Source organism: Streptomyces sp. CCM_MD2014 (assembly GCF_000772045.1).
In the GTDB taxonomy this organism is placed as follows: domain Bacteria; phylum Actinomycetota; class Actinomycetes; order Streptomycetales; family Streptomycetaceae; genus Streptomyces; species Streptomyces salinarius.
Map to the genome: position 1 here is coordinate 1094925 of NZ_CP009754.1, position 18802 is coordinate 1113726.

Annotated in this window: 15 protein-coding genes; 9 read left to right on the forward strand and 6 right to left on the reverse strand. The window is 71.6% G+C overall.

The window, feature by feature from the left end:
* The first annotated feature begins 56 nt into the window (after window positions 1–56).
* Window positions 57–473, forward strand: coding sequence for an SsgA family sporulation/cell division regulator (locus NI25_RS04835; protein WP_061441251.1), 417 nt, complete (start codon window positions 57–59; stop codon window positions 471–473).
* Between the two features lie 38 nt (window positions 474–511).
* Here NI25_RS04835 and NI25_RS04840 read toward each other — a convergent pair whose 3' ends face one another.
* Entirely contained in the window at window positions 512–1186 is a 675-nt protein-coding gene (locus NI25_RS04840) for a GOLPH3/VPS74 family protein (RefSeq protein ID WP_061441252.1), read from the reverse strand.
* A gap of 322 nt (window positions 1187–1508) precedes the next feature.
* Between NI25_RS04840 and NI25_RS04845 the strand changes: the two genes are divergently transcribed.
* From NI25_RS04845 to NI25_RS04860, 4 genes are all read left to right on the forward strand, one after another.
* Window positions 1509–3143 (forward strand): ABC-F family ATP-binding cassette domain-containing protein, encoded by a 1635-nt coding sequence (locus NI25_RS04845; protein WP_061441253.1) that lies wholly within the window; start codon window positions 1509–1511, stop codon window positions 3141–3143.
* Between the two features lie 10 nt (window positions 3144–3153).
* On the forward strand, window positions 3154–5412 hold the full coding sequence (locus NI25_RS04850; RefSeq protein WP_061441254.1) for an ATP-binding cassette domain-containing protein: 2259 nt from the start codon (window positions 3154–3156) through the stop codon (window positions 5410–5412).
* 104 nt (window positions 5413–5516) lie between these two features.
* Window positions 5517–6293, forward strand: a complete 777-nt coding sequence (gene ddaH / locus NI25_RS04855) for a dimethylargininase (RefSeq protein WP_061441255.1) — start codon at window positions 5517–5519, stop codon at window positions 6291–6293.
* Between the two features lie 208 nt (window positions 6294–6501).
* A complete protein-coding gene (locus NI25_RS04860) occupies window positions 6502–7476 on the forward strand; it encodes an acyl-ACP desaturase (protein ID WP_061441256.1) in 975 nt (324 codons plus the stop codon).
* A gap of 50 nt (window positions 7477–7526) precedes the next feature.
* Here the strand turns inward: NI25_RS04860 and NI25_RS04865 are convergent, their stop codons facing one another.
* Complete coding sequence (locus NI25_RS04865) at window positions 7527–7772, reverse strand: WhiB family transcriptional regulator (RefSeq protein ID WP_061446748.1); 246 nt, start codon at window positions 7770–7772, stop codon at window positions 7527–7529.
* A gap of 191 nt (window positions 7773–7963) precedes the next feature.
* On the opposite strand from NI25_RS04865, the gene NI25_RS04870 reads away from it, so the two are divergent.
* Window positions 7964–8749 carry a VOC family protein gene (locus NI25_RS04870; RefSeq protein ID WP_061441257.1) on the forward strand — a complete coding sequence of 262 codons (786 nt, stop codon included), beginning with the start codon at window positions 7964–7966 and terminating at the stop codon, window positions 8747–8749.
* A gap of 187 nt (window positions 8750–8936) precedes the next feature.
* On the opposite strand, the gene NI25_RS04875 is transcribed toward NI25_RS04870, so the two are convergent.
* Entirely contained in the window at window positions 8937–9992 is a 1056-nt protein-coding gene (locus NI25_RS04875) for a LacI family DNA-binding transcriptional regulator (RefSeq protein ID WP_061441258.1), read from the reverse strand.
* 125 nt (window positions 9993–10117) lie between these two features.
* Window positions 10118–11146: a multicopper oxidase domain-containing protein gene (locus tag NI25_RS04880; RefSeq protein ID WP_061441259.1), complete on the reverse strand. Its 1029-nt coding sequence runs from the start codon at window positions 11144–11146 to the stop codon at window positions 10118–10120.
* A 200-nt stretch (window positions 11147–11346) separates the two neighbouring features.
* On the opposite strand from NI25_RS04880, the gene NI25_RS04885 reads away from it, so the two are divergent.
* Both NI25_RS04885 and NI25_RS04890 read left to right on the forward strand, forming a co-directional pair.
* Window positions 11347–13824, forward strand: a complete 2478-nt coding sequence (locus NI25_RS04885; RefSeq protein ID WP_199560823.1) for a ThuA domain-containing protein — start codon at window positions 11347–11349, stop codon at window positions 13822–13824.
* 14 nt (window positions 13825–13838) lie between these two features.
* On the forward strand, window positions 13839–16028 hold the full coding sequence (locus tag NI25_RS04890) for an OmpL47-type beta-barrel domain-containing protein (protein WP_061441261.1): 2190 nt from the start codon (window positions 13839–13841) through the stop codon (window positions 16026–16028).
* A gap of 18 nt (window positions 16029–16046) precedes the next feature.
* Here NI25_RS04890 and ligD read toward each other — a convergent pair whose 3' ends face one another.
* Window positions 16047–17072, reverse strand: a complete 1026-nt coding sequence (ligD, locus tag NI25_RS04895) for a non-homologous end-joining DNA ligase (RefSeq protein ID WP_061441262.1) — start codon at window positions 17070–17072, stop codon at window positions 16047–16049.
* Window positions 17073–17162: 90 nt separating this feature from the next.
* Window positions 17163–17501: a hypothetical protein gene (locus NI25_RS04900; protein WP_061441263.1), complete on the reverse strand. Its 339-nt coding sequence runs from the start codon at window positions 17499–17501 to the stop codon at window positions 17163–17165.
* A 209-nt stretch (window positions 17502–17710) separates the two neighbouring features.
* Here NI25_RS04900 and NI25_RS04905 point away from each other — a divergent pair, with 209 nt between their 5' ends.
* Window positions 17711–18778 carry an ATP-dependent DNA ligase gene (locus NI25_RS04905; RefSeq protein WP_061441264.1) on the forward strand — a complete coding sequence of 356 codons (1068 nt, stop codon included), beginning with the start codon at window positions 17711–17713 and terminating at the stop codon, window positions 18776–18778.
* Window positions 18779–18802 lie beyond the last annotated feature (24 nt).

Below are 18802 nucleotides of genomic sequence, written 5' to 3' on the forward strand. Positions count from 1 at the left end.
GTGCCCGGCCCGCACCACCTCCGAAGCCCGTCCAGCCGTCACGAGGGAGCAAGGCGTTGTCCACCGTCATCGAGCAGCCCGTCGAGGCGCGTCTCGTCGCCGCCGCGCCGCGTATGCCGAGCATCCCCGCCACCCTGCGCTACGACCGCACCGACCCGTTCGCGGTCCGCATGACCTTCCCCGCCCCGGCCACCCTCGAGGGCGTGGAGGTCTGCTGGACCTTCTCCCGCGAGCTGCTGATCGCCGGGATGCGGGAGCCGAACGGCCACGGCGACGTCCGGGTGCGCCCGTACGGGTACGACCGCACCGTGCTGGAGTTCCACGCGCCCGAGGGCACCGCCGTGATCCATGTGCGCTCGGGCGAGCTGCGCCGGTTCCTGAGTGCCACCGGCGAGCTGGTGCCGGTGGGTCTGGAGCATCTTCAACTGGATCTGGACCACGACCTGGCGGAGCTGATGCGCGGGAGCTGCTGACCGGCCGGCCGCCCGGCCGGATCCGCGGCGGCGGACCCTCAGCCCGCCGACGCCGGCGCCTGCGCCCGCGTGGTCTCGTCGCTCACCGCGCCCCGGAGTTCGCCCACGATCTTCCGCATGCCGGGGGCCGCGCTCCCGCACCGCGCGGTCAGCTCCGCGATCCGGTCCCGGCCGCGCGCTCCGCTCCCCCAGCCCTCCGGGACGCCCAGCCCGGCGGCGGCCGCCAGCACCGCCATGGCCGCGTCCCGCTCGGACACCTCCCCGGCCGGCCGCGGCCCCTGCACGACCTGCCGTGCCTCCTCGCGCAGCGCCCGCGCCACGGCGGCCCGCGCGAGCACGTGGTCCACGGACGGGAACACGCCGAGCACGCGCCTCTTCTCGGCCCTCACGTACCCCTCGGCGACGAGTTGCTCCCGCACGGCGTCGTAGGTGACCCGGGCGTACAGCCGCACCCATGTGCGCCACCGGCGCGGCATCGACTCGCGGACGAGCTCCAGCAGGCCGTCGAGGACCGCGTCCCCGGTGCGGGAGTCCAGGTCGGCGGGCGTGGCGATGCCCTCGTCGTCGGTGAGCAGACCGCGCCGGGCCAGTTCGGTGAGCGCGCCGGCGCGCACCAGGTGGTGGACCCGGCCGGAGTCGGCGGCCGTGGACCGCGCGGGGTCCCAGGCCAGCAGGCAGAGCCGGGCCGGCAGTGAGAGCGAGCCGTTGGGCACGGGGGCCTCCTCGGGCCGTGGAGCGAGTCGGTGTCCGGGTCCCGGGTAAACGCGTTGACAGGCCACCGGGTCTCTCTTAAGTTCAATACCGCTTCTGTTGCCGCCGATTGGAGAAGGACGTTGCTCGTCTGAGGTCCTGAGACACCGCGTCACACGTATCTCACGTGTGGGCGCCGCGTGCGACCTCGGCGTTCGAGCCGTCCGTGCCTCCTTGCGGAGCAGGGCTTCTTCCATGCCCTCCCTCGTCCGACGGTGGCCGCCCGCTTCCGGTGTCTCGATACGCGTTTGCCCCTGACCGCTTCGAGCAACCGCGGAGACCCGTATGTCTACTTCCCCCGCTTCCCTCACCTGTACGTCCCTGTCCTTCGCCTGGCCCGACGGCACCGCCGTCTTCGAGGGACTCGACGTCGCCTTCGGCCCCGGCAGGACCGGGCTCGTCGGCGTCAACGGCGCCGGGAAGTCCACCCTGTTGAAGCTGATCGCCGGGCAGCTCACCCCCACCGACGGCACCGTCCGGGCGGCCGGCGAGGTGGGCCATCTGCCGCAGAACGTCACACTCGACACCGCGCTGCGCGTCGACGAGGCGCTCGGCGTCGCCGACCGGCGGGCCGCGCTGCACGCCATCGAGGCGGGTGACGCGAGCGTGGAGCACTTCGAGACCCTCGGCGACGACTGGGACGTCGAGGAACGCGCGCTGGCCACCCTCGGCGAGCTGGGGCTGGGCCACCTCGGGCTCGACCGCACCGTCGGGGAGATCTCGGGCGGCGAGTCGGTGCTGCTGCGCCTGGCCGCGCTGCTGCTGCGCCGCCCCGACGCCCTGCTGCTGGACGAGCCCACCAACAACCTCGACGTGTACGCGCGCAGGCGGCTGTACGCGGCCGTCCGGTCCTGGCCGGGCGTCCTGGTCGTGGTCAGCCACGACCGCGAGCTGCTGGAGCTGGTCGACCAGATCGCCGACCTGCGCTCCGGCACGGTCACCTGGTACGGCGGCAACCTCACGGCCTACGAGGAGGCACTGGCCGTGGAGCAGGAGGCCGCCGAACGCATGGTGCGGGTCGCCGAGTCGGACCTGCGCAGGCAGAAGCGGGAGCTGGCCGACGCGCAGGTGGTGCTGGCCCGGCGCAAGCGGTACGGGCAGAAGATGTACGACACCAAGCGCGAGCCGCGGGCGGTGATGAAGCTGCGCGCCCGCACGGCGCAGCAGTCGGCCGGCAAGTACCGCGTCACGCACGAGGAGAAGCTCGCCGAGGCCAGGGAGCGGCTCGACAACGCGGTGGAGGCCGTTCGGGACGACGACGAGATCCGCGTCGACCTGCCGTACACGGCCGTGCCGCCGGGCCGGACCGTGCTCACCCTGCGCGACCTGGAGCTAGCCCACGGCGCCCGGGTCAAGGGCGGTCTGGATCTGCACGGCCCCGAGCGGATCGCGCTGGTCGGCCGCAACGGCGCGGGCAAGACCACGCTGCTGCGCACCGTCGCGGGGGAGCTGGCGCCGGTGGCCGGCGAGGCGACGGCGCACGTGCCGCTCCGGTTCCTGCCGCAGCGGCTCGACGTCCTCGACGACGAGCTGAGCGTCGCCGAGAACGTGGCCCGGTACGCGCCGGGTGCCACCGACAACCGGATCCGGGCGCGGCTGGCACGCTTCCTGTTCCGGGGCGCCCGTGCCGACCAGCAGGCGGCGACGCTGTCCGGCGGCGAACGCTTCCGGGCGGCGCTGGCGGCGCTGATGCTGGCCGAGCCCGCGCCGCAGTTGCTGATGCTGGACGAGCCGACCAACAACCTGGACATGGCGAGCGTCCGGCAGCTCACCACCGCGCTGGAGGCCTACGAGGGGGCGCTGATCGTGGCCGGCCACGACCTGCCGTTCCTGAAGTCGCTCGGCATCACGCGGTGGCTGCTGCTGGAGGAGGGGGAACTGAGGGAAATCACGCCGGAAGCTGTCGGGTATCGCGCCTAGCGTCCGTTGGATGAGCGCATTCATCAGCATCACCGGGGCCAGGGAGAACAACCTCCAGGACGTCACGCTCCGCATCCCGAAGGGCCGGCTGACCGTGTTCACCGGCGTTTCGGGATCGGGGAAGTCGTCGGTCGTGTTCGACACGATCGCGGTGGAGTCGCGGCGCCAGCTGAACGAGACGTTCACCTGGTTCGTGCGCAACCGGCTGCCCAAGTACGAGCGGCCGCACGCGGACGCCCTGGAGGATCTGACCCCCGCCATCGTCGTCGACCAGCGGCCGGTCGGCGGCCACTCCCGCTCCACGGTCGGCACGATGACCGACATCCACTCCGTGCTGCGGGTGCTGTTCTCCCGGCACGGCACCCCCAGTGCGGGAGGGGCGACGGCGTACTCCTTCAACGACCCGTCGGGCATGTGCCCCGGCTGCGACGGGCTGGGCCGCAGGGTGCAGCCCGACTGGGACCGGATCCTCGACCCGGCGCGGTCGCTGGCGGGCGGGGCGGTCCGCTTCCCGCCGTTCGCGGCCGGGACCTGGCAGGGGCAGACGTACACCAACACGGATGAGCTGGACGGGGACAAGCCGGTCGGCGACTTCACCGACGCCGAGCGCGCCTTCCTGATGCGCGGGCGGCCCGGCAGCAAGGTCACCGTCAGCGGCTCGGGCGGGACGTGGAGCACCGACTACGAGGGCCTCGCCGACCGGTTCGAACGGCTGTACCTCAAACGGGACCTGTCCGGCATGAGCGAGAAGACACGGGATCTGGTGCGCGGCTTCCTGGTCGAGGCCCGCTGCCCCGACTGCGGCGGCGCCCGGCTGAACGCGGCCGCGCTCGCGTCCCGGATCGGCGGGCGCTCCATCGCCGACTGCTCGCGGATGCAGATCACCGACCTGATCGCCGTACTGCGGGAGATCGACGACCCGGTGGCCCTGCCGGTGGCGGCCGCCGCGGTGGCCGCGCTGGAGCGGGTGGAGGCCATCGGCCTCGGCTATCTCAGCCTGGACCGGGAGACCGCCACGCTCTCCGGCGGCGAGGGGCAGCGGCTGAAGACCGTGCGGCACCTCGGGTCCAGCCTGACCGGGATGACGTACATCTTCGACGAGCCCAGCGTCGGACTGCACCCGCGTGACGTGGGGCGTCTCGGCGACCTGCTGCTGCGGCTGCGCGACAAGGGAAACACCGTGCTGGTGGTCGAGCACGACCCGGACGTCATCGCGCTGGCGGACCACGTCGTCGACATGGGGCCGGGGGCCGGCGCCGACGGCGGCCGGGTGGTGTTCGAGGGGACGCCGGACCGGCTGGCCGCCTCGGACACGCTCACCGGGCGGTGCCTGGGACGGCGTACGGCGGTGAAGGAGACCGTGCGCACGCCCACCGGCGAACTGTGGGTCAAGGGCGCGGACCGGCACAACCTGCGGGAGGTGACGGTGGCGTTCGCGACCGGGGTGCTCACCGCGGTCACCGGGGTCGCCGGGTCGGGCAAGAGCACGCTGGTCGCGGAGCTGACCGCCGCCCACCCGGACGCCGTGGTCGTCGACCAGTCGGCCATCGGCATCTCGGCCCGCTCCACCCCGGCGACGTACCTCGGGATCATGGACACGGTGCGGAAGGTCTTCGCCCGGGAGACCGGTGCCGAGCCGGGGTTCTTCAGCTTCAACTCGGCGGGGGCGTGCGGCACCTGCGAGGGGCGCGGGATCATCCACACCGACCTCGCCTTCATGGACCCGGTGACGACCACCTGTCACGACTGCGAGGGGCGCCGCTTCCGGGAGGAGGTGCTGCGGCTGACGGTGGACGGCCGGTCCGTGGCCGACGTGCTCGCGATGACCGCCGACCAGGCCCTCGGCTTCTTCGCCGACACCGGCGTACGCCGCAGGCTGCACGCCCTGCGCGACGTGGGCCTGACCTACCTCACCCTCGGGCAGCCGCTGTCCACGCTCTCCGGGGGTGAGCGGCAGCGGATCAAGCTGGCGACCCGGCTGCACCGCACCGGCGCGGTCTACGTCCTGGACGAGCCGACCACCGGACTGCACATGTCGGACGTCCAGGGCCTGCTGTCCCTGCTGGACCGGCTGGTGGACAGCGGCAACACGGTCGTGGTCGTCGAGCACAACCTGGACGTGGTGGCGCACGCCGACCGCGTGATCGACCTCGGTCCGGACGGAGGGCGGGACGGCGGCCGGGTGATCTTCGAGGGCACCCCGCGCGAGCTGCTCTCGGCCCGCGGCTCCAGCACCGCGGAGCATCTCAGGAGGGCCACGAGGGGCTGACGGGGGTTCCGTCCGCCCAGCTCCCCGCTGCATGATGGCGAACCGGCGCCGATACGTGGCGCCGGAGCAGCCAGCGCCGATTCGGAGACCCCGGAGAGCCCCTCGTGCCCAGCAAGAAGGCCCTCGTCCGCCGCCCCAGCCCGAAGCTCGCCGAAGGGCTGGTGACGCACATCGAGCGGGAGGAGGTGGACCACGGCCGTGCCGTCGAGCAGTGGGACGCCTATGTCGAGGCCCTCGGTGCGCACGGCTGGGAGACGCTGGAGGTGGACCCGGCCGACGACTGCCCGGACTCGGTCTTCGTCGAGGACATCGTCGTCGTGTACCGCAACGTCGCCCTGCTCACGCGGCCCGGCGCCGAGTCGCGGCGCGCGGAGACGGCCGGTGTCGAGGAGGCCGTGGCCCGGCTCGGCTGCTCGGTCAACTGGGTCTGGGAGCCCGGCACGCTGGACGGCGGCGACGTGCTGAAGGTCGGCGACACGATCTACGTGGGCCGCGGCGGGCGCACCAACGCGGCCGGTGTCCAGCAGGTGCGGGCGGCGTTCGAGCCGCTGGGCGCCCGGGTCGTCGCCGTGCCGGTGAGCAGGGTGCTGCACCTGAAGTCGGCGGTCACCGCGCTGCCGGACGGGACGGTGATCGGGCACATCCCGATGACCGACGTGCCCTCGCTGTTCCCCCGCTTCCTGCCCGTGCCGGAGGAGTCGGGGGCGCACGTGGTGCTGCTCGGCGGCGCCAAGCTGCTGATGGCGGCGAGCGCGCCGAAGACGGCGGAGCTGCTCGCCGACCTCGGTCACGAGCCGGTGCTCGTCGACATCGGGGAGTTCGAGAAGCTGGAGGGCTGTGTGACGTGCCTCTCGGTGCGGCTGCGGGAGCTGTACGCCTGAGCACGGCGCCGGGGACGACCGTACGGCCCCGGACCTGCGGGTCTCGGGGCCTTGTCGTACTCCGCCGGACGGTGGCTGATCAGCGGCCTTTACAGTGTGTTTAACCTACGCCCTCGTAACCTACGGTTTCGTAGCCTACGATCCCGTAGGTTCCCCGGCACCGCTCGCCGGCCGCACCGCACTGTCGTACGTCCCCATGGAGTTATTCGTGACGATCGTCTCCCCGCACCTCGGCACTTCCGCAGAATGGACCGACGCCCGGCTGCTGTACGCGCTGGAGGAAGTGGTCGAGAAGGAGCTCAACCGGCATCTGAAGGTCGCCAAGGACTGGATGCCGCACGAGTACGTGCCGTGGAGCGACGCGCGGAACTTCCCGGGGATCTTCGAGGACGGCGAGGCCTGGGAGAAGGGGCAGTCCAAGGTCACCGAGATCGGCCGGATCGCCCTCGTGGTGAACCTGCTGACGGAGGACAACCTCCCCAGCTACCACCACGAGATCGCCAGCCTCTTCGGCCGCGACGGCGCCTGGGGCACCTGGGTGCACCGCTGGACCGCGGAGGAGGGCCGGCACGGCATCGTGATGCGCGACTACCTGCTCGCCTCGCGCGCGGTGGACCCGGACCAGCTGGAGCAGTTCCGCATGGCCCACATGAGCGAGGGCTTCGAGTCGGACAACCGGCACTCGATGCTGCACTCGGTGGCGTACGTGGCCTTCCAGGAGCTGGCCACGCGCATCTCGCACCGCAACACGGGCCACCAGTCCGGCGACCCGGTCTGCGACCGCATGCTGGCCCGCATCGCGACCGACGAGAACCTGCACATGGTCTTCTACCGGAACCTGCTCAAGGCGGCCTTCGAGCTGGCGCCCGACCTGACGATGCAGGCGGTCCGGGACGTGGTGGTCAACTTCCGGATGCCGGGTCACGGCATGCCCGGCTTCGAGCGGGCCGCCGCGCAGATGGCGATCGGCGAGGTCTACAACCTGCGCATCCACCACGACGACGTGATCCAGCCCGTGCTGCGCTTCCTGAAGATCATGGAGATCGACGGCCTCGGCCCCGAGGGGCAGCAGGCGCAGGAGGAACTCGGCCTGTACATGGGCGGTCTGGACGCCGAGGCCGCCAAGTTCGACGAGAAGCTGGCGGCGCGCAAGGCCCGGATGGCGGCCCGGGCGGCGGGCTGACCGCTCCGGTTCCGGTCCGCACGGGCTCCCCGCGCCCGTGCGGACCGCGTTCAGGGAGTGGTGCGCCGCAGGGCCAGCCGCTCCTTCTCCGACAGGCCGCCCCAGACGCCGAAGCGCTCGTCGTTGCGCATGGCGAACTCCAGGCAGGTCGAGCGGATCGGGCACAGGGCGCAGATCCGCTTCGCGTCCCGTACCGAGCTGCCGGGCTCGGGGAAGAAGAAGTCTCCCCCGGTCTGCGCGCACAACGCCTGCTCCTGCCAGCTGAGGTCGGGCGTCGCGGTCGTCTCGATGTGCATGGCCAGCAGCGTGCCGGGGGACGAAAAACGTTCGATCAACGCGGCATCAACGCCGCGCGTCCGCCACCCCCAGCCGATCAGATCGTCCTTTGCCGCGCACGGCGGCGCACGGCGGCGCGCGGAAGCGGTTGCCAGTGGTCGGTGGAAGACTCGTCAGTGCAGGCAACGGGACCCTTCCGAGGAGGGCGATCATGCTCACCACCCGTTATGTCACCGGCGCCCCGAACTGGCTCGACGTCGGCACCCCGGACCTCGACGGCGCCGTGTCCTTCTACGGCGGTCTCTTCGGCTGGCGGTTCCGGTCGGCGGGACCGGAGGCCGGCGGCTACGGCTTCTTCGAGCTGGACGGCCGGATCGTGGCCGGCGGCATGCGTACGACCGAGGAGCAGGGCCCGCCGTCGTGGACCGTGTACTTCCAGGCGCCGGACGCCGGGGCCGCCGCGAAGGCCTCCGGGGAGGCCCGCGGCGGAGTTCTCGTGCAGCCGATGGACGTCATGGACCAGGGCACCATGGCGATCCTCGCCGACCGGGCCGGGGTGCCGTTCGGCATCTGGCAGCCGGGGCAGCGCAAAGGCCTGGACGTGGCCGGCGAGACCGGCGCCCTGTGCTGGGTCGAGCTGCACACGGCGGACGTCGCGGCCGCCGCCGCGTACTACCGTGCGGTGCTCGGCCTGGAGACCTCGGCCGTCTCCTTCCCCGGCGGCTCCTACACGTGCCTCAATCCGGCCGGGGAGGGCGAGGAGGCCATGTTCGGCGGCGTCGTCCCGCTCGCCGAGGACCCGGCGGACACCGGTGCCGGCTGGCTGCCCTACATCGCGGTCGACGACGCCGACGCCACGGTCGCCCGGGCCTCCGAGCTGGGCGGCTCGGTGGGGATGCCCGCGACGGACATCGAGGGCGTCGGCCGCGTGGCACGGCTCGCCGACCCCTACGGCGCCCGGTTCGCGATCCTCAGGCCGGCCCCGCGCCAGGGGTAGGGAGCGGGGGCGTGTCCGGCGCGCCCCAGGTCGCGGCCCGGCACCGGGGTACGCGCACCGGCGCGTCCCGCTCGTGCGCCCGGTCCGGTGCCCGCACGCACGGGACGGTGCCCGGCTCGCGCGCGGGCGTGCCCCGCCCGCGTCCGAGCCGGGAGCGCGGCCCGGGCGGCGCGGCGGCGCGAACGGCTCACGCCGTGGCGCGGCGCACGAGGGTGGTCGGCAGGACCACGCCGGGCGCCGTGGTGGCCGCGGCCCGGGGGGCGTCGGTGTCATCGGCGGCCGGCCCGCCGTCCAGGCCGCGCAGCAGCAGGCGGGCCATCAGCCGGCCCATGCCCTCGATGTCCTGACGGACGGTGGTCAGCGGCGGGTCGGTCTCCTCGGCGACGGGCAGCATGTCGTCGAAGCCGACGACGGCCACGTCGTCCGGCACCCGCCGCCCGCGTTCGCGCAGCACTCGCAGGGCGCCCGCCGCGGTGAGGTCGTTGGCCGCGAACACGGCGTCCAGGTCGGGGCACCGGTCGAGCAGTTCGCGCATCGCCCGTTCCCCGCCGCCCGAGGTGAAGTCGCCCCGGGCGGTCAGCTCCGCACCGGCGCCGGACCGGACGTCGCGGAAGCCCGTCAGCCGGTCGGCGGCGGAGGTCTGGTCGAGCGGGCCGGTGATGTGGGCGATCCGGGTGCGGCCGAGCCCGGCCAGGTGCCGGACGGCGGAGCGGGCGCCGCCCCGGTTGTCGCTGTCCACGTAGACCACGTCGTCCCGCCCGTCGTCCCAGTGGGGGCGTCCCCCGAAGACGGTCGGCAGGCCGGCGCCGCGGACCAGGCCGGGCAGCGGGTCGTCCAGGTGCAGGGAGAAGACGAGCGCGCCGTCGACGTGCCCGCCGGCCAGGTAGCGGCCGACGCGCGCGTGGTCCTCGCGGCCCTCGGTGAGCAGCAGCACGAGCTGGTTGTCGTGGGCCGTCAGTTCCTTGCTGATGCCGCGCAGTTGCTGGGCGAAGTAGGGGTCGGCGAAGACCCGGGTCTCCGGTTCGGCGGCGACGACGGCGACGGCCTGGTGTCGCCGGGTCACCAGGGAGCGGGCGGCCTGGTTGGGCACGTATCCCAGTTCCTCCACGGCGCGCCGGACCCGCTCGGCCAGCGCTTCCCGCACCCCGTGGGCGCCGTTGACGACGCGGGACACGGTGGCCCTGGAGACCCCGGCGCGCTCGGCCACGGCCTCGAGCGTGGGGCGCGGCGCGGTCTCGGTCACGGACGGTTCCTCCTCGGCGGCTGCGGCTCAGGATAGCGGCAGCCACCGGGCGGGAGGACGCGTGCCCGGGGTGGGGAAGGTGCTGGTGCGCGGCCGGGACGGGCTGCCCGGCCGCGGGCGCCGGCTCAGTGCTCGTGCCGGTGTTCCTGCGCCGGTGCCTCCGCATCCGGCGCCGCGCTCTTCGCGGCCGTCCCGCCGTGGTCGTGCGGCTCGTATCCGGGGATCGTGCCGTCCGGTTTCTTCACGAGGAACAGGCCCACCATCCCCATGTCGGAGTGGCTCTGCACGTGGCAGTGGTACATCCACGCCCCGGCGCCCACCCCCTCCCCCGCGATGATCTGGAAGCCGAAGGAGTCCGCCGGGCCGGTGATCTTGTTGTCGATGACGCGGGACGGGTCGTCGGGCCCGGTGAGGATGCCCGTGCGGTTGTCCGCCCAGCGGTGACCGTGCATGTGGAAGGTGTGGTAGTACTCGCCGTGCGTGATCATGACGATCTCGACGCGGTCGCCCACGGTGGCCTCGAAGTCGGGACCGGTGTGCGGGGCGCGGTTGTTGATGGTCATGTCGTTGAAGACGATCGTGTGCGTGGCGTCCGGCAGCACGTCTCCCTTGCGACGCACGATCACCGGGCCGTAGAGGCCCTTGCGGATGCCTCCGGTGCCGTGTTCGGTGCCGACCACGTGGTCGTGGTAGTGCCAGTAGCCCGCGCTGCCCGGCCGGTAGGTGCCGTCGCTGCGGCGTCCGGGTTTGTGGGTGCGCCAGGTGTACGTGCGGGTGCCGCCGGGCTCGACGTCGCTCTTGTTCATCGCGGTGCCGTCGCTGGAGATCTCGTAGTCCAGGCCGTGGACGTGCAGACTGGCCCGCACGTCCATGGTGTTGGTGAACTCGATGTGCAGCGTGTCGCCCTCGTTGAGCTCGATCAGCGGGCCGGGGACGGACGCCTTGCCCTTCTCGAAGCCGTAGCCCATCTGCCCGTCGGGCAGCTTCTCGGCGTACATCTTGAGGTGTCTCACCTCGCCCCCGGCCGGCGCCGTCCTCGCGGTGATCCCCTTGGCCGCGGGCGGCGCGCCCACGGCCTCCGGGGCGATGGACAACGATGTCGCCGCGGCCGCGCCGCCCAGCAGTACCCGTCGGTTGAAGCCTCGCCTGTCCATGCCCAACTCCCCACGCCGATACGGAATGTGCGCGCACCCAGGACCTGATTGGCTGTGACGAACCTGTGGGACCGTACCGGTTGCCGACGTGTTTATCCACACTCAGGACAAAGTTCGTTCGATCCCGGTCATACCTATTGGCGTATCGCGCAAAGAGGTCTAGCTTCCTTGGCGCTGCTGCCGTGACCGAGGAGGTGCCCATGCCCTTAAACGGGTTGAGCGCGAGAAGAAGAGGCTGGGCGGCGTGCGCCACCGCCGCTTTCGTCGCCGCGGGACTGCTGGCCGGCCCTGCCGCCAGCGCACGTCCGGCGCCGGACCCATCTCTGACAACGATGTCGATCAAGTCGCCTCCGGGCGGCGCGAACGTACGGGTGCTGATCTTCTACGGATCCGCCGCGGCCGGGGACGAGTCGCCGGTCGTGAACGCCGGGATCGCGGCCATCGAGCGGATCGGGCTCTCCGGGCCGGCCAGGGAGCGTTTCAAGGTCGAGGCCACGGACAACGCCGATGTCTTCACCAACGGGAAGAAGCTCGGCCGGTTCAACGCGGTCGTGTTCCTGACCGGCGGCGGCGACGTCCTGACGCCCGCCCAGGAGGCGGGGCTGGAGGCGTACATGGAGGCCGGGGGCGGGTTCCTCGGCATCCATGACGCGGCCCGCGCTGAGCCGTACTCGGACTGGTTCACCGGTCTGGTCGGCGCGCGTCCGGCCGCCGACAGTCCGGCGAAGGTCCAGCGGGCCACGGTCGAGGTCGGTGACCGGCGGCATCCGGCCACCAAGGACCTGCCGATGGAGTGGAAGCGCCCCGACCAGTGGCTGAACTGGAAGGAGAACCCGTCCGGCGAGGTGCACACCGTGGCCCGGGTGCGCGAGTCGACGTACGCGCCCGGGGCGAGCGCCAACGGTTGGGACCACCCGGTCAGCTGGTGCCGTGACTACGACGGCGGCCGGTCCTTCTACACCGGCATGGGCGGCACGGTGTCGTCGTACGACGAGACCGACTTCCGCAGCCATCTGCGCGGCGCCCTGATGTGGACGACCCGGCTGTCCCAGGCCGACTGCAAGGCGACCATCAACGCCAACTACAAGGCCGAGCGGCTCACCGAGCCCAACCAGCCCGGCCAGAACGACCAGATCGGCGAACCGCACGGCCTGGTCACCGCCCCCGACGGCCGCGTCCTCTACATCGGCCGCGGCGGCGCGGACTCGTCCCAGCCCGTGGTGACCGACTGGAACGACCCGGACGTCGGCAAGGGCAAGGGCCAGGTCCACGTCTGGGACCCGAAGACCGACAAGGTCACCCTCGCCGGTGAGCTGACCGTCTTCGGCAACAAGGGCGGCGGCGACGAGCTGACCAAGGTCGAGGAGGGCCTGCTCGGCATCGAACTGGACCCGGACTTCGAGGAGAACGGGTGGGTGTACCTGCACTACACCCCGCACTCCGGGATTGACCGGGACACGCACATGGCCGAGCGGCGGGTCTCCCGCTTCACGCTGGACCTCGCGACCAACAAGCTGGACCTGGGCAGCGAGAAGGTGCTGCTGAAGTGGCCGGTGCAGATCCACAGCTGCTGCCACGCGGGCGGCGGGATGGCCTGGGACTCCAAGGGGAACCTGTACATCGCCACCGGTGACAACAACTCCAGCGGCTTCAGCGACGGCTACTCCGGCAACAACCCGGAGCCCAACTTCAAGGGCGTCTCCTTCGCCGACGCGCGCCGCACGGCCGGCAACACCAACAACCTCAACGGCAAGATCCTGCGCATCCACCCGGAGCCCGACGGGACGTACACGCTCCCGGAGGGCAATCTCTTCACCGGGAAGGAGACCGCCGAGGGCGGTGGCAAGACGCGGGGCGAGATCTACGTGATGGGTGTGCGCAACCCGGCGCGCATCTCCGTCGACAAGAAGACCGACACCCTGTACGCCGGCTGGGTCGGCCCGGACGCCGGCGCCCCGTCGCCGACGTGGGGTCCGGCCAAGTACGACACGTTCGCCGTGATCACCGAGGCGAGCAACCGCGGCTGGCCGTACTGCATGGGCAACAAGCAGCCGTACCGGGACCGGAACCTGCCGGACCCGTCGAAGCCGCTGGGCTGGTACGACTGCGACCACCCGAAGAACGAGTCGCCGAACAACGACGGCCTGGTCAACCTGCCGCCGGTGACCGGCAACAACATCTGGTACTCGCCGCAGGGCGGCGGCCCCGACTACCCGCGCGACGAGAACGGCGTCCCGTCGTACCAGCAGGACGAGGCCACCTACCGGCTGCCCTGGCTCAAGGGCGGCGGCCAGGCCGCGATGAACGGCCCGGTCTACCGCTACGACGCCGACAGCACCAGTGACACCAAGTGGCCCGCGTACTGGGACGGCAAGTGGTTCGTCGGCGACTTCTACGACGCCGACCAGCCGCGCAACGCGGTGCTGATGGACCCGAAGACGCAGGGCGACGGCGGTCTGCCGGTGCACTCGGAGTCCCTGAAGAAGATCGTGCCGGTGGGCAACGACGGCATCAAGAACCTGATGGGCTGGAAGTTCGGCCCGGACGGCGCGCTGTACGTCCTGGACTACGGCCGCGGCTTCTTCACCTCGGACTCCAAGTCGGCGCTGTGGAGGGTCACCTACGAGGGCGGCGGGCCGACCCCGGCCGCCAACCAGCTTGCGAGGGGGTCCGAGTGATACGCCAACGAAGAATGTGGGCCGCGCTGTTGGCCGGCCTGCTGATGGTGCTCGGTCTGCAGGCGACGTCCGCCTCCGGACAGCCCGCGGCGGCGCCCGCCGCGGCCGCCGCCGACCAGGTGCTGACCTGGACCGCGGGCGACGACATCACCAAGTACACGTCGGCGCCCGAGACGGCGGTGGCCGGTCCCGCCACGATCGTCTTCGAGAACAGTGAGGCCACCGGCAACACCACCGGCATGCCGCACACGCTGACGTTCGTGACCGGCGATCCCGAGTACAACAGCGACGTCCAGCTGAACATCCTGGCCAACCCGTTCGACGACCAGGGCGGCAAGCACACCGCCGAAGTCACCCTCACCCCGGGCAAGTACATGTACCACTGCACGATCCCGGGCCACGGCCAGATGACGGGCGTGCTCGTGGTCACCGAGGGCGGCGGCGGCGAGGACACCACGGCGCCGGAGACCTCGGCCGAGGTGGGCGGCACGCAGAACGCCGACGGCGCGTACGTCGGTTCCGCGACGGTGACGCTCGCCGCGTCCGACGAGGGCGGCTCCGGGGTCGAGCGGATCGAGTACGCGATCGGTGCCGACGGCGCCTGGCAGCCGTACACCACGCCGGTCGTCGTCGACCAGGTCGGCGAGCACACGGTGCGCTACCGGGCGTTCGACAAGGCGGGCAACGCCGCCGAGGAGAAGAGCGTCACGTTCGCGGTGGCCGCGCCGGACACCGACGACACGACCGCGCCGGAGACCTCGGCGACGGTCAGCGGCGAGAAGAACGCCGACGGCGCCTACATCGACATGGCGACGGTGACCGTCACCGCCTCCGACACCGGTTCCGGCGTCAACACCATCGAGTACGCGGTCGGCGACGGCGCCTGGACGGCGTACACGGCGCCGGTCATGGTGCACGAGGTCGGCGAGCACACCGTGCGCTACCGGGCCACCGACAAGGCGGGCAACGTCGCGGCGGAGAAGAGCGTCGCCTTCACCGTGGCCGCCGCTCCCCCGCAGGACACCACCCCGCCGGTGACCGGCGCGACCGTGGACGGCACCAGGAACTCCGACGGCGCCTACGTCGGCAGTGCGACGGTGACCGTGAACGCCGCGGACGAGGGCGGTTCCGGCGTCGCCGGTGTGGAGTACTCGCTGGACGCCGGGCCCTACCTGGCGTACACCGACCCGGTGGTCGTGGACCGCGTGGGCCGGCACACCGTGGCGTACCGGGCCAGCGACAAGGCGGGCAACACCTCCGAGCCGCTGACCGTGAGCTTCACGGTGGTGGCGGGACAGGTGCCGCCGCCGCCCTGCCCGGAGTACGACGAGCGCCAGACGGTGATCGTCGGCACGGTCGACTCGGGGGTGCCGAACCGGGTCACCGACAACCGGTGCCGGATCGGCGAGATGATCGAGGACGAGAAGGAGTGGACGTCCCAGGCGCTCTTCCTCAAGCACGTCCGTGAGGTGCTGGACGGCCTCCTGGACGAGGGCGTCATAGACAAGCGCGAGTACCGCGCGATCAACAAGGCCGCCCGCCAGTCCAAGATCGGCAGGCCCGGACAGACCGAGGGCTACCGCACGATCCTCGACGGCAGTCAGGATTCCTTCGCCAAGTGGGAACAGGTGGGCGGCGGTTCGTTCGCGCTGAACGAGGACGGGTCGATCACCTCCAGCACCAGCACGCCCGGCATGGGCATGCTGTGGTTCCCCGAGCGCAAGTACGGGGACTTCTCGCTGAAGCTCCAGTGGCGTGACGACGCGGCGGGTACGGCGAACACCAACGGCGGCGTCTTCGTGCGCTTCCCGCAGGTGCACGACCACCCGGAGGAGTCGCGGCCGGAGTGGGTCGCCATCAAGTACGGGCACGAGATCCAGGTGTTCGACAGCCCGACCGGCGACATGTACAAGACGGGCTCCGTCTACGGCTTCGACCGGGTCGGCCTGGCCGGCGCGGGTGTGACGGAGAAGGGGACCTGGAACGACTACGAGATCCGTGTGGTGGACCAGCACTTCTCGGTCTACCGCAACGGCGTGCTGATCAACGAGTTCGACAACTTCGGCGGCCAGACCTTCTACCCCGAGCGCTCGGACGACCCGGGCACGGACGGGCGGCGGTTCGCGGCCGGCTACATCGGGCTCCAGGTGCACAGCACGTCGGACGTGGTCTCGTACCGGGACGTCCGGATCAAGGAGCTGTAGCCATCCGGTAGTCGTGGCTCAGTCCGGGCCGGGAGCCTTCTTCCTGGCCCGGCTGGGCTGGACCCGGCTCGGCTCGCCCGGCATCTTCGGATACTCGGGCGGGTAGGGCAGATCGCCGAGCCCGTGGTCGTGTTCGTCCTTCGTCGCCAGCTCCAGCAGCGCGTCGAGGGAGTGTCTCGTGTCGTCCATGCCCGCGTGCACGTCGCCGAGTTCGGCGAAGCGCGCGGGCATCGTCGTGATGTCGAAGTCCCGCGGGTGCGCGACGCCCACCTCGTCCCAGGTCAGCGGCGCGGAGACCGGCGCGCCCGGGCGGGGCCGCACGGAGTAGGCGGAGGCGATGGTGCGGTCGCGGGCGGTCTGGTTGTAGTCGATGAAGATGCGCTCGCCGCGCTCCTCCTTCCACCACTTGATGGTGACCCGGTCGGGCATCCGCCGTTCCATCTCGCGGCCGACGGCGATCGCGGCACGCCGCACCTGGGTGAAGGTCCAGCGCGGCTCGATCGGCACGAAGACGTGGATGCCGCGCCCGCCGGAGGTCTTGGGCCAGCCGCGCAGCCCGCCGAACTCCTCCAGCACGGCGCGCAGTTCGTGGGCGGCGCGGGCGGCGTCGTCGTAGTCGGTGCCGGGCTGCGGGTCGAGGTCGATGCGCAGCTCGTCGGGATGGTCGACGTCGTCGCGGCGCACCGGCCAGGGGTGGAAGGTGAGGGTGCCGTACTGGGCGGCCCACAGCACGGCCGCCTCCTCGGTGGGACACATCTCGTCGGCGCTGCGCCCGCTGGGGAAAGTGATGTGCGCGGTCGGGATCCAGTCGGGCATGCCCTTGGGAGCGCGCTTCTGGTAGAACCACTCGCCGGTGATGCCGTCCGGGTAGCGCTGCAGGGTGGTGGGCCGGTCCCTCAGGGCGCGCAGGATGCCGGGTGCGACGGCCTGGTAGTACCGGGCCACGTCGAGCTTGGTGTACCCGTGCTCCGGGAAGAACACCTTCCCCGGGCTGGACAGCCGCACGGTCCGGCCGCCCGCCTCCAGTTCCACCGCTTCCGCCATGCGAGCCACGGTAGGCGCAGCGTCTTTGCTCCGCATATCGGACGTCAGGAAGGGGGCACGCAGACCACGGCCGGCGCGACCGGCAGGTACCTACTTGCCGATGCTGATCCTCTCGCTGTCGAGGAGCGCGGTGTGCGTGGCAGCAGTGATGATCAACAGGACCATGAGGAATCCCGGGACGGGGTTGGTGTCGTCGGCGCCGGGGCTGATCGCCATGGCGACGGAGAAGACGGCGATTTCCCCGACGATGTACACCCCCGCCAGCCAGGGCTTCACTACACCCTTGACAGCCGCCACGACGAACGGAACGGCGGCGGCGAGTCCCAGGGTGACGATCGGGACGAGCGTCCAGACCACCTTGGCCGGGATCGATGCGTACATGCGCGGGCGGGCGGGCGTGAGCGGGGCGTTGATGTAGGGACTGGCCACGGGTTCTTCCTCTGTGTCGACAACGTGTAGGAAGTGTGAGGCCAAGGTGTCGTACTGTCCGTCGATTCGACAGGATGGACCCGTTCGAGTGATTGGGTGGGAAAGTGGCTCCGATCAAGCGGCACGAGACGCGATCGATCCCCTGATGCCGACGTCCAGGCGTCGGTTCGACAGGCGGAGTGCCACCAGCGGCGTACAGAATCGGACCCATGGACCTCCCCGTCATGCCGCCCGTGAAGCCGATGCTCGCCAAGTCCGTGGCGAAGATCCCGCCGGGGATGCACTACGAGGCGAAGTGGGACGGGTTTCGGGCGATCGTGTTCCGCGACGGGGACGAGGTGGAGCTGGGGAGTCGGACCGGGAAGCCGTTGACCAGGTATTTCCCGGAGCTGGTGGCTGCGGTGCGGGAGCGGCTGCCCGAGCGGTGCGTGGTGGACGGGGAGATCGTGATCGCGCGGGACGGGCATCTCGACTTCGACGCGCTGACCGAGCGGATCCATCCGGCGGACTCCCGGGTGCGGACCCTGGCGGAACGCACGCCGGCCTCGCTGGTCGCCTTCGATCTGCTGGCGCTGGACGACGAGTCCCTGCTCGACGTGGGGCTGGCCGACCGGCGGGCGTTGCTGGTGCGGGCGCTGGGCGGGGTGACGCCGCCGGTGCACGTGGCACCGGCGACGGACGACATCGAGGTGGCCCGGCAGTGGTTCGAGCAGTACGAGGGCGCGGGGCTCGACGGGGTCGTCGCCAAGCCGCTCGACCTGCGGTACCGGCAGGACGAGCGGGCCATGTTCAAGATCAAGCACGAGCGCACGGCGGACGTCGTGGTCGCCGGGTATCGCTTCCACAAGAGCGGGCCCGTGGTCGGCTCGCTGCTGCTCGGCCTGTACGACGACCGGGGCACCCTCCAGCACGTGGGGGTGTGCGCGGCCTTCACCATGAAGCGCCGGGCCGAGCTGGTGGAGGAGCTGGAGCCGCTGCGCATGGACGATGCGGGCGGCCATCCGTGGGCGAAGTGGGCCGAGGAGGCCGCGCACGCGTCGGCGAGGCTGCCGGGCGCGCCGAGCCGCTGGTCGGGCAAGAAGGACCTGTCCTGGGTTCCCCTGCGTCCCGAGCGGGTCGTCGAAGTGGCGTACGACCACATGGAGAACGGGGCGCGCTTCCGGCACACGGCCCGTTTCCGCCGCTGGCGCCCGGACCGGACCCCCGAGAGCTGCACCTACGCGCAGTTGGAGGAGCCGGTCCGCTACGACCTGGCGGAGATCCTGGGCGGAGCCTGAGCGTCGGGGGCCGAGCCCCGGTCG

Excerpts from the sequence above, each read along its gene's own strand:
- NI25_RS04845 (WP_061441253.1), top strand. The coding sequence starts at position 1,509 with ATGTCTACTTCCCCCGCTTCCCTCACCTGTACGTCCCTGTCCTTCGCC.
- NI25_RS04850 (WP_061441254.1), top strand. The coding sequence starts at position 3,154 with ATGAGCGCATTCATCAGCATCACCGGGGCCAGGGAGAACAACCTCCAG.
- NI25_RS04865 (WP_061446748.1), bottom strand. The coding sequence starts at position 7,772 with ATGCACATCGAGACGACCGCGACGCCCGACCTCAGCTGGCAGGAGCAG.
- NI25_RS04870 (WP_061441257.1), top strand. The coding sequence starts at position 7,964 with ATGCTCACCACCCGTTATGTCACCGGCGCCCCGAACTGGCTCGACGTC.
- NI25_RS04880 (WP_061441259.1), bottom strand. The coding sequence starts at position 11,146 with ATGGACAGGCGAGGCTTCAACCGACGGGTACTGCTGGGCGGCGCGGCC.
- NI25_RS04885 (WP_199560823.1), top strand. The coding sequence starts at position 11,347 with ATGCCCTTAAACGGGTTGAGCGCGAGAAGAAGAGGCTGGGCGGCGTGC.
- NI25_RS04890 (WP_061441261.1), top strand. The coding sequence starts at position 13,839 with ATGTGGGCCGCGCTGTTGGCCGGCCTGCTGATGGTGCTCGGTCTGCAG.
- ligD (WP_061441262.1), bottom strand. The coding sequence starts at position 17,072 with ATGGCGGAAGCGGTGGAACTGGAGGCGGGCGGCCGGACCGTGCGGCTG.
- NI25_RS04905 (WP_061441264.1), top strand. The coding sequence starts at position 17,711 with ATGGACCTCCCCGTCATGCCGCCCGTGAAGCCGATGCTCGCCAAGTCC.